Below are 13230 nucleotides of genomic sequence, written 5' to 3'. Positions count from 1 at the left end.
TTGCCCCTGACCTCGACTCAACATTTAATCTCGACCTTGACGCGCCTCTCCCTTAAGGTAGGGCGCGAATAGACCACCGGCAGGCCTGGCACTCCCTGGCCGTCGACCCAAGACGGACGCTTATGAACCCGAATTTTCTTGATTTCGAACAGCCGATCGCTGACCTGCAAGCCAAGATCGAAGAGCTGCGCCTGGTCGGCAATGACAATTCGCTGAATATCGGCGATGAAATCTTGCGCCTGCAAGACAAGAGCAAGACGCTGACCGAAGACATCTTCGGCAAGCTGACCAGCTGGCAGATCGCGCGCCTGGCCCGCCACCCACGCCGTCCGTACACCCTGGACTACATCGATCACATCTTCACCGAGTTTGACGAGTTGCACGGCGACCGTCACTTCTCCGATGACGCGGCGATTGTCGGCGGTATTGCCCGCCTCGACGACCAGCCCGTGATGGTGATCGGTCACCAGAAAGGCCGCGAAGTGCGCGAGAAAGTCCGTCGCAACTTCGGTATGCCGCGTCCGGAAGGCTACCGTAAGGCCTGTCGCCTGATGGAAATGGCCGAACGCTTCAAAATGCCGATCCTGACCTTTATCGACACCCCGGGCGCCTACCCAGGCATCGACGCGGAAGAGCGTAACCAGAGCGAAGCGATTGCCTGGAACCTGCGGGTGATGGCGCGCCTGAAAACCCCGATCATCGCGACCGTGATCGGTGAAGGCGGTTCCGGTGGTGCGCTGGCCATTGGCGTCTGCGACCAGTTGAACATGCTGCAATACTCCACCTACGCGGTGATTTCGCCGGAAGGCTGCGCCTCGATTCTGTGGAAAACCGCAGAAAAGGCCCCGGATGCTGCCGAAGCCATGGGTATCACCGCTGATCGCCTCAAAGGCCTGGGCATTGTCGACAAAGTGATTGCCGAACCACTGGGCGGCGCTCACCGCGACCCGGCTGCCGTTTCCGCAACCATTCGTGCCGAACTCTGCGAGCAACTGGATATGCTCAAGAAGTTCGACAGCGAAGCGCTGCTGGCTCGTCGCTACGAGCGCTTGATGAGCTACGGCCTCTAAACGCAGGACCCTGTAGGAGCCGGCAAGCCGGCTCCTACAGTTTGATTCTGTTCGGACGGTAATCCTCGATGAAGCCCTTCAAACCGGATCTCACCGCCAAACTCCTGCAATCCCTCGCCCCCTGGCGCAACGCTCCGGCCTGGCATATCGCCTACTCCGGTGGACTCGACTCCACTGTCCTGCTGCACCTGCTCGTCGACCTGGCAAAAACCCAACCCCTGCCTGCACTGCGGGCTATCCATGTTCATCATGGCCTTCAGGCTGCGGCTGACGCGTGGCCAGCCCATTGCCAGGCGGTCTGTGATGCCGCAGGGGTGGCGCTGCGAGTCATGCATGTGCAAGTGCTGCCTGGCGCAAGTCTTGAGCGTGCGGCTCGTGATGCGCGCTACCAGGCGTTCGCCGAGGCGATCGGCCCAGGGGAGTTGCTACTCACAGGCCAGCACCGTGATGATCAGGCTGAAACCCTGTTGTTCCGCCTGCTGCGGGGCGCTGGGGTGCGCGGTCTGGCCGGCATGCCGACGCAGCGTGCCTTGGGCGCGGGGGCGCTGGCGCGGCCGTTGCTGGACGTATCGCGAACCGAGTTGGAAGCCTACGCCCGCGACCATCAACTGACCTGGATCGAAGACCCGTCCAACAGCGATCCACGCTTCTCGCGCAATTACCTGCGCCATCAACTGTTCCCGCTGCTCACCGCACGCTGGCCCCAGGCCGTGAATGCCCTGGCGCGTACCGCCGGGCATTTGGCAGAGGCCCAGGGGCTGCTCGATGAGTTGGCGCAACTGGATGTACAGGCCGCCAACCAGCCGTCCGGGCTTTCGTGGCTGGCGCTGCCATCGTTGAGCATTGCACCGTTGCGTACTCTTTCCGACGCCCGGCAGCGCAACGCCTTGCGGTACTGGCTGGCGCCTTTGACACGCTTGCCCGATAGCGAGCACTGGGTTGGCTGGAGTGCCTTACGTGATGCCAAGGCGGATGCACAACCCATTTGGCGTTTGGCCGACGGCCAATTGCACCGTTGCAACGATCGCATTTGGTGGTTGCCTACCCAGTGGTCAGAGTTTTCCGACAGTCCATTGAGCTGGTCGCACCCGCAAAACCCACTACAGTTACCCGGCAACGGCCAACTGCATTTCAGCGGATGTGTCCCTGATGGGCCTTTGAACATTGCTTACCGCCTGGGCGGTGAAGTCATGGAAGTGCCAGGCCGTGGCCGTCGTGACCTCAAGCGTTTGCTCAACGAAAGTGCGGTGCCGGGCTTTGTCCGTGGCAGATTGCCGCTGCTGTACCAGGGTTCCCGTTTGCTGGCTGTGGCCAACCTGGCCAGGGCCTCGACAGGGCAGGGGGATGACTGGCAATTACATTGGACGCCACCAACCTGCGATCAAGGTTTGAGCTGATAGCGCCTTTCCGGTAGACTACGCTCCCTTCTTGATACAACTTCTGTGGATTCTCCTGAAACACAGTCGTTGCCGATTACCAAGCAGTCTTTGCTGGGCGATTCCAAAAAATGTGTAGCGATCAACGTACCGGTGTTCCATTGCTGGTCTGTCACAACGCGGCGGTTTTTTTGAAAGGTGCACTGTGATTAATGCAGGTGATCGGGGGCTTCGGCCTTCCTTCGCTTTCCCCGGCGGCTCCGACCGCTTTAACGCAGACTTCTAGGGTTTTTCATGACGCGCTACATATTCGTCACGGGCGGTGTTGTTTCTTCATTGGGGAAAGGCATTGCCTCCGCTTCGTTGGCGGCCATCCTGGAGGCGCGGGGACTTAAGGTCACCATGCTCAAGCTGGACCCGTACATCAACGTCGACCCGGGCACCATGAGCCCGTTCCAGCACGGTGAAGTGTTCGTCACCCACGACGGCGCCGAGACCGACCTGGACCTGGGCCACTACGAGCGGTTCATCCGCACGACCATGACCCAGAACAACAACTTCACCACTGGCCGTGTCTACGAGCACGTGCTGCGCAAAGAGCGCCGTGGTGACTACCTGGGTGCAACCATCCAGGTGATCCCGCACATCACCGACGAAATCAAGCGCCGCATCATCAAGGGCGCAGGCGATGCCGACGTGGCGATGGTCGAGATCGGTGGCACCGTGGGTGACATCGAATCGCAACCGTTCCTCGAAGCCATCCGCCAGTTGCGTTTCGAAGTCGGCGCCAAGCGCGCGATGCTGATGCACCTGACGCTGGTGCCGTACATCGCCACTGCCGGCGAAACCAAAACCAAGCCAACCCAGCATTCGGTCAAGGAACTGCGTTCCATCGGCCTGCAGCCGGACGTGCTGGTGTGCCGCTCCGATCACCCGATCGACATTTCCTCGCGTCGCAAGATCGCCCAGTTCACCAACGTTGAAGAGCGTGCGGTGATTGCCCTGGAAGACGCCGACACCATCTACAAGATCCCGGGCATCCTGCATTCCCAAGGCCTGGATGATTTTGTGGTCGAGCGTTTCGGCTTGCAGTGCAATGGCGCGGACCTGTCCGAGTGGGAAGCGGTGGTTGACGCCAAGCTCAACCCTGAGCACGAAGTGACCATCGCCATGGTCGGCAAGTACATGGAACTGCTGGACGCGTACAAGTCGCTGATCGAAGCGATGAGCCACGCCGGCATCAGCAACCGGACCAAGGTCAACCTGCGCTACATCGATTCTGAAGATATCGAGAACCAGGGCACCGCGCTGCTCGAAGGCGTTGACGCGATCCTCGTTCCAGGCGGTTTCGGCCTGCGTGGCGTGGAAGGCAAGATCACCGCCGTGCAGTACGCTCGCGAGAACAAAGTGCCGTACCTGGGTATCTGCCTGGGCATGCAAGTGGCCGTTATCGAGTTCGCCCGTAACGTGCTGGGCTGGAAAGACGCCAACTCCACCGAGTTCGATCACACCAGCGGCCACCCGGTCGTGGGCCTGATCACCGAGTGGGAAGATGCCACCGGCGCTGTTGAAACCCGTACCGAAACCTCCGACCTGGGCGGCACCATGCGCCTGGGAGCACAGGATTGCCTGCTGGAGTCCGGTTCGCTGGTGCACGACTGCTATGGCAAGGATGTGATCGTCGAGCGTCACCGTCACCGTTATGAGGTGAACAACAACCTGCTGCCGCAGATCAAGGAAGCCGGCCTGAAAATCTCCGGTCGCTCCGGTGATGGCAAGCTGGTTGAAGTGGTCGAGGCACCGGATCATCCATGGTTCGTCGCGTGCCAGTTCCACCCTGAGTTCACCTCGACTCCACGCGACGGTCACCCGTTGTTCAGCGGCTTCGTCAAGGCTGCACTGACGCAACATCAGAAGAAGGCGTAAACCTGATGGCCCAGAAGATCATTCGCGTAGGCGACATCGAGATTGCCAACGACAAGCCCATGGTGCTGTTTGGCGGCATGAACGTGCTGGAAAGCCGCGACATGGCGATGCAGGTCTGTGAAGAGTACGTCAAGGTTACCGAGAAACTGGGTATCCCCTACGTATTCAAGGCCAGCTTCGACAAGGCCAACCGTTCGTCCGTGACCTCCTATCGCGGCCCGGGCCTTGAAGAAGGCATGCGGATCTTCCAGGACATCAAGCAAGCCTTCGGCGTGCCGATCATCACCGACGTCCACGAGCCTGAGCAGGCGGCCGTGGTCGCCGAGGTGTGCGACATCATCCAGTTGCCGGCCTTTCTGTCGCGCCAGACCGACCTGGTGGTCGCGATGGCCAAGACCGGCGCTGTGATCAATATCAAGAAAGCCCAGTTCCTCGCGCCCCAGGAAATGAAACACATCCTGAATAAGTGCGTGGAAGCGGGTAACGACCAGTTGATCCTCTGCGAACGTGGTTCGAGCTTCGGCTACAACAACCTCGTGGTGGACATGCTCGGTTTCGGCATCATGAAACAGTTCGAGTACCCGGTATTCTTCGACGTGACCCACGCGCTGCAAATGCCCGGTGGTCGCGCAGATTCTGCCGGTGGGCGACGTGCCCAGGTGCTGGACCTGGCCAAGGCCGGCATCAGCCAGTCCCTGGCCGGCCTGTTCCTGGAAGCCCACCCGGACCCGGACAACGCCAAATGCGACGGCCCATGCGCCCTGCGCCTGGACAAGCTTGAGCCATTCCTGGCCCAGCTCAAGCAGTTGGACGAACTGGTCAAGAGTTTTCCGACAGTAGAAACCGCGTAACCCGCGTTTCTCCGGTAAACTTTCCGCGCTTTATGCTCAGGTCCCAGGGCCTGGGCCTTGTCGCCTGCAAGCCTGCCCCGTTGTTCCACCCTTGCGGTCGGTCAAAAGATTTCCTTCAGCTGCGTCGTTTTCGTCAACTTTGGAGTGTTTACAACAATGGCAAAAATCGTCGACATCAAAGGTCGTGAAGTTCTCGACTCCCGTGGCAACCCCACCGTCGAAGCCGACGTGCTTCTCGATAACGGCATCATCGGCAGCGCCTGCGCGCCGTCCGGTGCTTCCACAGGTTCGCGCGAAGCGCTGGAACTGCGTGATGGCGACAAGAGCCGTTACCTGGGCAAGGGTGTCCTCAAGGCAGTAGCCAACATCAACGGTCCGATCCGCGACCTGTTGCTGGGCAAGGACCCGCTGGACCAGAAAGCCCTGGACCACGCGATGATCAAGCTCGACGGCACTGAAAACAAAGGCAGCCTCGGCGCCAATGCGATCCTTGCTGTGTCCCTGGCGGCTGCCAAGGCGGCTGCACAGGATCAGGACCTGCCGTTGTACGCGCACATTGCCAACCTGAACGGTACTCCGGGTGTCTACTCGATGCCGGTCCCGATGATGAACATCATCAACGGTGGCGAGCATGCGGATAACAACGTCGATATCCAGGAATTCATGGTACAGCCGGTTGGCGCCAAGACCTTCTCCGAAGGCCTGCGCATGGGCACCGAGATTTTCCATCACTTGAAAGCTGTGCTGAAGGCCCGTGGCCTGAGCACTGCCGTAGGCGACGAAGGTGGTTTCGCACCGAACCTGGCGTCCAACGAAGATGCACTGAAAGTGATCTCCGAAGCCGTGGCCAACGCTGGCTACAAGCTGGGCACCGACGTGACCCTGGCCCTGGACTGCGCGGCCAGCGAGTTCTACGAAGATGGCAAGTACAACCTGTCCGGCGAAGGCCAGGTGTTCACCGCCGAAGGTTTTGCTGACTACCTCAAAGGCTTGAGCGAACGTTACCCGATCATCTCCATTGAAGATGGCCTGGACGAGTCCGACTGGGACGGCTGGAAGATCCTCACCGACAAGATCGGCGAGAAAGTCCAACTGGTGGGCGACGACCTGTTCGTGACCAACACCAAGATCCTGAAAGAAGGCATCGACAAGAAGATCGCCAACTCGATCCTGATCAAGTTCAACCAGATCGGCACCCTGACCGAAACCCTGGAAGCCATCCAGATGGCCAAGGCTGCCGGCTACACGGCTGTGATCTCGCACCGCTCCGGCGAAACCGAAGATTCGACCATTGCCGACCTGGCCGTGGGCACCTCGGCGGGCCAGATCAAAACCGGTTCGCTGTGCCGTTCCGACCGCGTTTCCAAGTACAACCAACTGCTGCGTATCGAAGAGCAATTGGGCGGTAAAGCCAAATACAACGGTCGCGGTGAGTTTCGCGGCTGAGTAGTTGATGGTAAAAAGACAACAGATTGTGTCGCAAAACTCACTGTAGAGTGAATTTGCGCACTAATCTGATGCCTATCAAGCACAAGCCTGGTTCTTCCAGGCTTCGTGCTATCAGTTGTTTCAAAAGTTTTGCATGGCTGTCTTTTTTCACTGGATACCCGATATTCGATGCGCAGTCCCAATTGGTTGTTCCTCGTCTTGCTCTTGCTGTTGGCTGGCCTGCAGTACCGCCTTTGGGTGGGCAATGGCAGCCTGGCGCAGGTAACCGACCTGACCCAGCAAATTGCCGCGCAGCACGCCGAGAACGAGGTGTTGCTGGAGCGCAACCGTGTGCTCGATGCCGAAGTGCTTGAGTTGAAAAAAGGCATGGAGACCGTTGAAGAACGGGCTCGTCATGAATTGGGCATGGTCAAGGAGGGCGAAACCCTCTACCAGTTGGCCCAATGAGTTTCTGTTTGCCGGCCTTCTGGGCCGTGATTCCTGCCGCGGGCGTTGGTGCCCGTATGGCTGCTGACCGTCCCAAGCAATATCTGCAACTGGGCGGGCGCACTATTCTCGAACACAGCCTTGGCTGTTTTCTCGACCATCCGAGCCTCAAGGGCCTGGTAGTCAGCCTGGCTGTCGATGACCCTTACTGGCCAAGCCTGGCATGTGCTGGCGACCCGCGTATCCAGCGCGCAGACGGTGGTTCGCAGCGTTCAGGCTCGGTACTCAATGCGTTGCTGCAACTTAATGCCCTGGGCGCCAGCGATGACGACTGGGTGTTGGTGCATGATGCTGCACGGCCGAACCTGAGTCGCGAGGATCTCGACAAGTTGCTGGCGGAGCTGGCGGACGATCCAGTCGGTGGTTTGCTGGCCGTACCGGCCCGCGACACCCTCAAGCGTGTCGACAAGCTCGGGCGGGTCGTGGAAACCATTGACCGCAGCCTGATCTGGCAAGCCTATACGCCGCAGATGTTTCGCCTTGGGGCCTTGCACCGTGCCTTGGCCGATAGCCTCGTGGCCGATGCGGTCATCACCGACGAAGCCTCGGCCATGGAATGGTCCGGCCAGGCGCCACGTCTGATTGAAGGGCGAGCGGACAATATCAAGGTGACCCGGCCGGAAGATCTGGAGTGGCTCAGGTTGCGGTGGGCGAATCGTCGCTAGTCAGTTACACCGAGTTGACTCTATCGCAGGCAAGCCAGCTCCCACACTTGTGGGAGCTGGCTTGCCTGCGATGAGGCCGGGCCTGACACCCCAGATCACCCGCCATACTCCGGTCGTCCAGCCAACCCTTCCTTCAGGTAATCCACCAACTTGCGCACCTTCGGCGACAAATGCCGCTGCTGCGGATACAGTGCCCACACCGCCGTATTCGGCGGTTGATGGGCCTCAAGCAGTGAAACCAGTGCCCCATTGTGCAAGTGTTCCAGCACGTAATAATCCGGCAGCTGGCACAACCCCACCCCCTGCAACGCCGCATCCAACACCGCCTGCCCACTGTTGCAGCGCCAGTTTCCCTGCACCCTTTGGGAAAACTCGCGCCCATCCTGGGCCAACTGCCAAATGTCCGAGCTGCCGATCAGGCAGTTATGCCGGCTTAGCTCCGACAAGCTATGTGGGCGTCCATACCGCTCCAGGTAGGACGGCGACGCGCACAGATACATGCGCCGGGGTGCCAGGCGGCTGGCGACCATCCGCGAATCCTGCAGGCGGCCCAGGCGAATCGCCAGGTCCAGGCCTTCATGCACCAGGTCGAGCGGGCGATTGCTCAGTTCGATGTCCACCCGCAATTGCGGATACAACCCCATGAAGCGGGTGACCAGCGGCACGATGAAGCGTTCGCCATAAGCCACGGCGCAGGTCATGCGCAACATGCCTTTGGGTTCGCTGGTCAGGTCGCCCACGGCGCGCAGGGCTTCTTCGCGCCCGTCTTGCAGGCGTTGGCAATGCTGCAGGAAGGTTTGCCCGGCCTCGGTCAGCGTCACGCGCCGGGTACTGCGATAGAGCAAGCGGGTTTGCAGGCGTTCTTCCAGGCGTGCCACCTGGCGGCTGATATGGGATGAGGACACCCCAAGGCGCTCGGCAGCGGCGGTGAATTGGCTGCATTCGGCCACGGCGACGAATTCATCGATGCCTTCCCAGCGGTTCTCCAGCATGTTGATTATCCCTGTACGGCAATAATGTTTTGCTTTTGCCTGGATTATTAATCAATGGGCCATGTTTTACACTGCCTCTCTCACTTTTCAAGCCCCTGGAGAAACCCGGATGATCAAGTCACGCGCTGCTGTCGCCTTTGAAGCCAAGAAACCGCTGGAGATCGTGGAAGTGGATGTCGCCATGCCCAAGGCTGGCGAAGTCCTGCTGCGGGTGGTCGCTTCCGGGGTTTGCCATACCGATGCCTACACCCTGTCGGGTGCGGATCCGGAAGGCATCTTCCCGTCGATCCTCGGTCATGAAGGCGGCGCAGTGGTCGAAGCGATTGGCGAGGGTGTGACCTCGGTAGCGGTGGGTGACCACGTGATCCCGCTGTACACCCCGGAATGCGGCAAGTGCAAATTCTGCCTGTCGGGCAAGACCAACCTGTGCCAGGCCATTCGTGCGACCCAGGGCAAAGGCCTGATGCCAGACGGCACCACACGTTTCTCCTACAAGGGGCAGCCGATTTTCCACTACATGGGGACTTCGACCTTTTCCGAGTACACCGTGCTGCCGGAAATCTCCGTGGCCAAGATTCCTAAAGAAGCGCCGCTGGAAAAAGTCTGCCTGCTGGGCTGTGGCGTCACCACCGGGATCGGTGCAGTGATCAACACCGCCAAGGTCAAGCCGGGCGATACCGTGGCTATCTTCGGCCTGGGCGGGATTGGCTTGTCGGCTGTGATCGGTGCGGTGAAAGCCAAGGCCGGTCGTATCATCGCCATCGATATCAACCCGGCCAAGTTCGAGATCGCCAGGCAACTGGGTGCCACCGACTGCATCAACCCGAAAGACTACGATCGTCCGATCCAGGATGTGATTGTCGATTTGACCGACGGCGGCGTGGACTTTTCCTTCGAGTGCATCGGCAATGTGCAACTGATGCGCGCAGCGCTTGAGTGCTGCCACAAGGGCTGGGGCGAGTCGGTGATCATTGGTGTCGCCGGGGCCGGCCAGGAAATTGCCACCCGTCCGTTCCAACTGGTAACCGGCCGCGTCTGGCGTGGTTCGGCATTCGGTGGCGTGCGTGGCCGCAGCGAGTTGCCAAGCTACGTGGCGATGGCCCAGACCGGCGAAATCCCGTTGGATACCTTCATCACCCACACCATGGGCCTGGAAGATATCAATAAGGCGTTCGACCTGATGCATGAAGGCAAGAGCATTCGTACCGTCATTCATTTCTGAGGTCGGCCATGAGTCTGGAAAATCTGTCATGCCAGAAGAGCTTCGGCGGCTGGCACAAGCGTTACAAGCATCATTCCGAGGTGCTGGACTGCGACATGACCTTCGCCGTCTACCTGCCGCCCCAGGCGGAGCAGGGCGGCAAGCTGCCGGTGTTGTACTGGCTGTCGGGGCTGACCTGCACCGATGAGAACTTCATGCAGAAGGCCGGCGCGCAGCGCATGGCTGCCGAACTGGGGTTGATCATCGTCGCGCCGGATACCAGCCCTCGTGGGCCGGGTGTGCCGGGTGACCCGGACAACGCCTGGGATTTTGGCCTGGGTGCCGGGTTCTACCTGAATGCCACGCAGGAACCTTGGAGCAAGCATTATCGGATGCATGATTATGTAGTGCAGGAATTGCCGGCATTGGTTGAGGCGCATTTCCCGGCTTCCGACAAGCGTGGTATCAGTGGCCACTCCATGGGCGGCCATGGCGCACTGGTGTGTGCCTTGCGCAACCCGGGGCGTTATCAGTCGGTGTCGGCATTTTCGCCGATCAATAACCCGATGGATTGCCCTTGGGGCCAAAAAGCCTTTTCTCGCTACCTGGGCGAAGAGCGCTCCAAGTGGCGCGAATGGGACGCCTGTGTGTTGATCAGCGAAGCCTCGGAAAAACTGCCATTGCTGGTGGACCAGGGCGATCGCGACGACTTCCTGGCCAACCAGCTCAAGCCCGAGGCCTTGCTGCAGGCCGCCAAGACGGCGGGCCACCCGCTGGAGTTGCGCCTGCAACCGGGCTATGACCACAGCTACTTCTTTATCGCCAGCTTCATCGAGGACCACTTGCGTCATCATGGACGTGCTTTGCTCGGTTAATGTCCGGCAAAAGTAGGTAGAATCACGCCCTGAATTAAATCGGGGCGTTTTTTTATGCGTATTGGCCACGGCTATGATGTGCACCGTTTCGCCGAAGGCGACTTCATCACCCTGGGCGGCGTGCGTATTGCACACCACCATGGGTTGCTGGCTCATTCCGACGGCGACGTTGTGCTGCATGCCTTGAGCGATGCCTTGCTTGGCGCAGCGGCGTTGGGGGATATCGGCAAACACTTTCCGGACACTGACCCCACTTTCAAGGGGGCGGACAGCCGCGTGCTGCTGCGCCATGTGGTCGGCCTGATCCATGCCAAGGGCTGGAAGGTCGGCAATGTCGATAACACCATTGTTGCCCAGGCGCCGAAAATGGCCCCGCATATCGAATCGATGCGCGCACTGATTGCCGCTGACCTGCAAATAGAACTGGATCAAGTCAACGTGAAAGCCACCACTACCGAAAAGCTCGGGTTTACCGGTCGTGAAGAGGGCATTGCGGTGCACTCCGTCGCCTTGTTGCTGCGCGCATGAACGAGACGCAACTGTTGGGCCCGCGGGCCTATGGCGAGGCACTGGGCAGTGCGGTGCTCAAGGCAACGGCCGAAGACTTCCAGGTGGATGAAGTGCTGGATATCCCGCTGACCGGCGAGGGTGAACACCTGTGGTTATGGGTGGAAAAGCGTGGCCTGAACACCGAAGAGGCTGCGCGACGCATTGCCAAGGCTGCCGGCGTGCCTTTGCGCACGGTGAGCTATGCCGGCCTCAAGGATCGCCAGGCGCTGACGCGCCAGTGGTTCAGCGTGCAACTGCCGGGCAAGGCCGATCCAGACCTCAGTGGTGCGGAAAACGACACCCTGAAGATCCTCAAGATCGCCCGCCACAAGCGCAAGTTGCAGCGCGGTGCGCATTCGGCCAATGGTTTTACCCTGCGCCTGACCCAACTGTCGGGCGACCAGGCCGCGATTGATGCGCGCCTGCAATTGATCGCCAAGCACGGTATCCCCAACTATTTCGGCTCCCAGCGCTTTGGCCACAACGGCGGCAACGTCGTCGATGCCCGCGACTGGGCGGCCCGCAAGGCCTTGCCGGAGCAGCGCAATGTGCGTTCGCGCCTGCTGTCGACGGCGCGCAGTTTTGTGTTCAATAAAGTGCTGGCGGCGCGGGTTGCCGATGGTTCGTGGCAGCGGGCCCAGGTCGGTGACCTGCTGGCATTCACCGACAGCCGCAGTTTCTTCCCGGCCGCAGAGGCGGAGTGCAGCGATCCACGCCTGGCGATCCTCGACCTGCATCCCACCGGCCCGCAATGGGGTGAAGGCGCTTCGCCCGCCACTGGCGCCACCCATGAACTGGAGCAAGCCGTCGCCGCGAGCGAGGCGGACCTGTGCGATTGGCTGGCCAAAGCCGGCATGAGCCAGGAACGTCGCATTCTGCGGCTGCCCATTGGCGGGTTGACGTGGCATTATCCCTCGCTGGACATTCTGCAATTGGAATTCGTCCTGCCGGCCGGATGCTTCGCCACTGTCTTGGTGCGCGAGCTTGTTGATCTGGTGCCGGTGGGGCAGACGGACAGCCCATGCGTATTCTGATATCTAACGACGACGGGGTCACCGCACCCGGCCTTGCCGCGCTTCATGCTGCGCTGGCGGATTACGCCGAGTGCGTGGTGGTTGCCCCCGACCAGGACAAAAGCGGCGCCAGCAGCTCGCTGACGCTCGACCGTCCTTTGCACCCGCAGACGCTGGCCAACGGCTTTATCAGCGTTAATGGCACGCCGACCGATTGCGTGCACCTGGCGATCAACAGCTTGCTGGCCGATGAGCCGGACCTGGTGGTTTCCGGGATCAACCTGGGCGCCAACCTGGGCGATGACGTGCTGTATTCCGGCACCGTGGCGGCGGCCCTTGAAGGGCGCTTCCTGGGACGCACGGCATTCGCCTTTTCGCTGGCGTCGCGGCAGGTGGATAACCTGGCGACGGCTGCGTATTTCGCGCGCAAGCTGGTCGAGGCCCACGGCACTCTGGTGTTGCCGCCGCGTACGGTGCTCAACGTCAATATCCCCAATCTGCCCCTAGACCATATTCGCGGCATCCAGTTGACCCGCCTGGGCCATCGCGCGCGCGCGGCGGCACCGTTGAAGGTGGTCGATCCCCGTGGCAGGGAGGGCTACTGGATTGCCGCAGCGGGCGACGCCGAGGATGGTGGGCCGGGCACGGACTTTCATGCGGTGATGCAAGGTTATGTTTCGATTACCCCGTTACAACTTGATCGCACCTTCAATGATGCCTTCGGTGGTCTCGACCCTTGGCTGGAGGGGCTGCGCTGATGGCTCGTGAACAGGACGA

General features: G+C 60.5%; 13 protein-coding genes. 12 read left to right on the top strand and 1 reads right to left on the bottom strand.

The features are described 5' to 3' along the window. Positions 1 to 122: 122 nt before the first annotated feature. The 7 genes from KL786_RS12040 to ispD all read left to right on the top strand — a co-directional run bounded on the left by KL786_RS12040 (position 123) and on the right by ispD (position 7823). Positions 123 to 1070 carry an acetyl-CoA carboxylase carboxyltransferase subunit alpha gene (locus tag KL786_RS12040; protein WP_215517730.1) on the top strand — a complete coding sequence of 316 codons (948 nt, stop codon included), beginning with the start codon at positions 123 to 125 and terminating at the stop codon, positions 1068 to 1070. A 68-nt stretch (positions 1071 to 1138) separates the two neighbouring features. Next, positions 1139 to 2467: a tRNA lysidine(34) synthetase TilS gene (gene tilS, locus KL786_RS12035; RefSeq protein ID WP_215517729.1), complete on the top strand. Its 1329-nt coding sequence runs from the start codon at positions 1139 to 1141 to the stop codon at positions 2465 to 2467. A 273-nt stretch (positions 2468 to 2740) separates the two neighbouring features. After that, positions 2741 to 4372 carry a CTP synthase gene (pyrG, locus tag KL786_RS12030; protein WP_029297256.1) on the top strand — a complete coding sequence of 544 codons (1632 nt, stop codon included), beginning with the start codon at positions 2741 to 2743 and terminating at the stop codon, positions 4370 to 4372. Positions 4373 to 4377: 5 nt separating this feature from the next. After that, positions 4378 to 5223 carry a 3-deoxy-8-phosphooctulonate synthase gene (gene kdsA, locus KL786_RS12025; protein WP_010212442.1) on the top strand — a complete coding sequence of 282 codons (846 nt, stop codon included), beginning with the start codon at positions 4378 to 4380 and terminating at the stop codon, positions 5221 to 5223. 156 nt (positions 5224 to 5379) lie between these two features. Continuing rightward, positions 5380 to 6669: a phosphopyruvate hydratase gene (gene eno, locus KL786_RS12020; protein WP_032858151.1), complete on the top strand. Its 1290-nt coding sequence runs from the start codon at positions 5380 to 5382 to the stop codon at positions 6667 to 6669. A gap of 171 nt (positions 6670 to 6840) precedes the next feature. Continuing rightward, complete coding sequence (gene ftsB, locus KL786_RS12015) at positions 6841 to 7119, top strand: cell division protein FtsB (RefSeq protein WP_029297251.1); 279 nt, start codon at positions 6841 to 6843, stop codon at positions 7117 to 7119. After that, a complete protein-coding gene (gene ispD / locus KL786_RS12010; protein ID WP_215517728.1) occupies positions 7116 to 7823 on the top strand; it encodes a 2-C-methyl-D-erythritol 4-phosphate cytidylyltransferase in 708 nt (235 codons plus the stop codon). Before ftsB ends, ispD begins: the two co-directional genes overlap by 4 nt. 95 nt (positions 7824 to 7918) lie before the next feature. Here the strand turns inward: ispD and KL786_RS12005 are convergent, their stop codons facing one another. Continuing rightward, positions 7919 to 8815, bottom strand: a complete 897-nt coding sequence (locus KL786_RS12005) for a LysR substrate-binding domain-containing protein (RefSeq protein ID WP_029297247.1) — start codon at positions 8813 to 8815, stop codon at positions 7919 to 7921. A 109-nt stretch (positions 8816 to 8924) separates the two neighbouring features. On the opposite strand from KL786_RS12005, the gene KL786_RS12000 reads away from it, so the two are divergent. Genes KL786_RS12000 through surE form a run of 5 tightly spaced genes read left to right on the top strand, consistent with a single transcriptional unit; the run spans position 8925 to position 13211 of the window. Then, on the top strand, positions 8925 to 10037 hold the full coding sequence (locus tag KL786_RS12000; protein ID WP_032858146.1) for an S-(hydroxymethyl)glutathione dehydrogenase/class III alcohol dehydrogenase: 1113 nt from the start codon (positions 8925 to 8927) through the stop codon (positions 10035 to 10037). An 8-nt stretch (positions 10038 to 10045) separates the two neighbouring features. Then, the gene (gene fghA, locus KL786_RS11995; protein ID WP_215517727.1) at positions 10046 to 10891 is read left to right on the top strand and encodes an S-formylglutathione hydrolase; all 846 of its coding nucleotides are present in this window, start codon (positions 10046 to 10048) and stop codon (positions 10889 to 10891) included. A 54-nt stretch (positions 10892 to 10945) separates the two neighbouring features. Then, entirely contained in the window at positions 10946 to 11419 is a 474-nt protein-coding gene (ispF, locus tag KL786_RS11990) for a 2-C-methyl-D-erythritol 2,4-cyclodiphosphate synthase (protein ID WP_012722614.1), read from the top strand. Next, positions 11416 to 12474, top strand: a complete 1059-nt coding sequence (gene truD, locus KL786_RS11985; RefSeq protein WP_215517726.1) for a tRNA pseudouridine(13) synthase TruD — start codon at positions 11416 to 11418, stop codon at positions 12472 to 12474. The genes ispF and truD overlap by 4 nt, the downstream gene beginning before the upstream one ends. Next, positions 12462 to 13211: a 5'/3'-nucleotidase SurE gene (gene surE, locus KL786_RS11980; protein WP_029297237.1), complete on the top strand. Its 750-nt coding sequence runs from the start codon at positions 12462 to 12464 to the stop codon at positions 13209 to 13211. Before truD ends, surE begins: the two co-directional genes overlap by 13 nt. Positions 13212 to 13230 lie beyond the last annotated feature (19 nt).

This window comes from Pseudomonas sp. TAE6080 (assembly GCF_018732265.1).
Taxonomy (GTDB): Bacteria; Pseudomonadota; Gammaproteobacteria; order Pseudomonadales; family Pseudomonadaceae; genus Aquipseudomonas; species Aquipseudomonas brenneri.
Note: the sequence above shows the minus strand (reverse complement) of the source record. Positions and strands in the feature narration are given on the sequence as shown.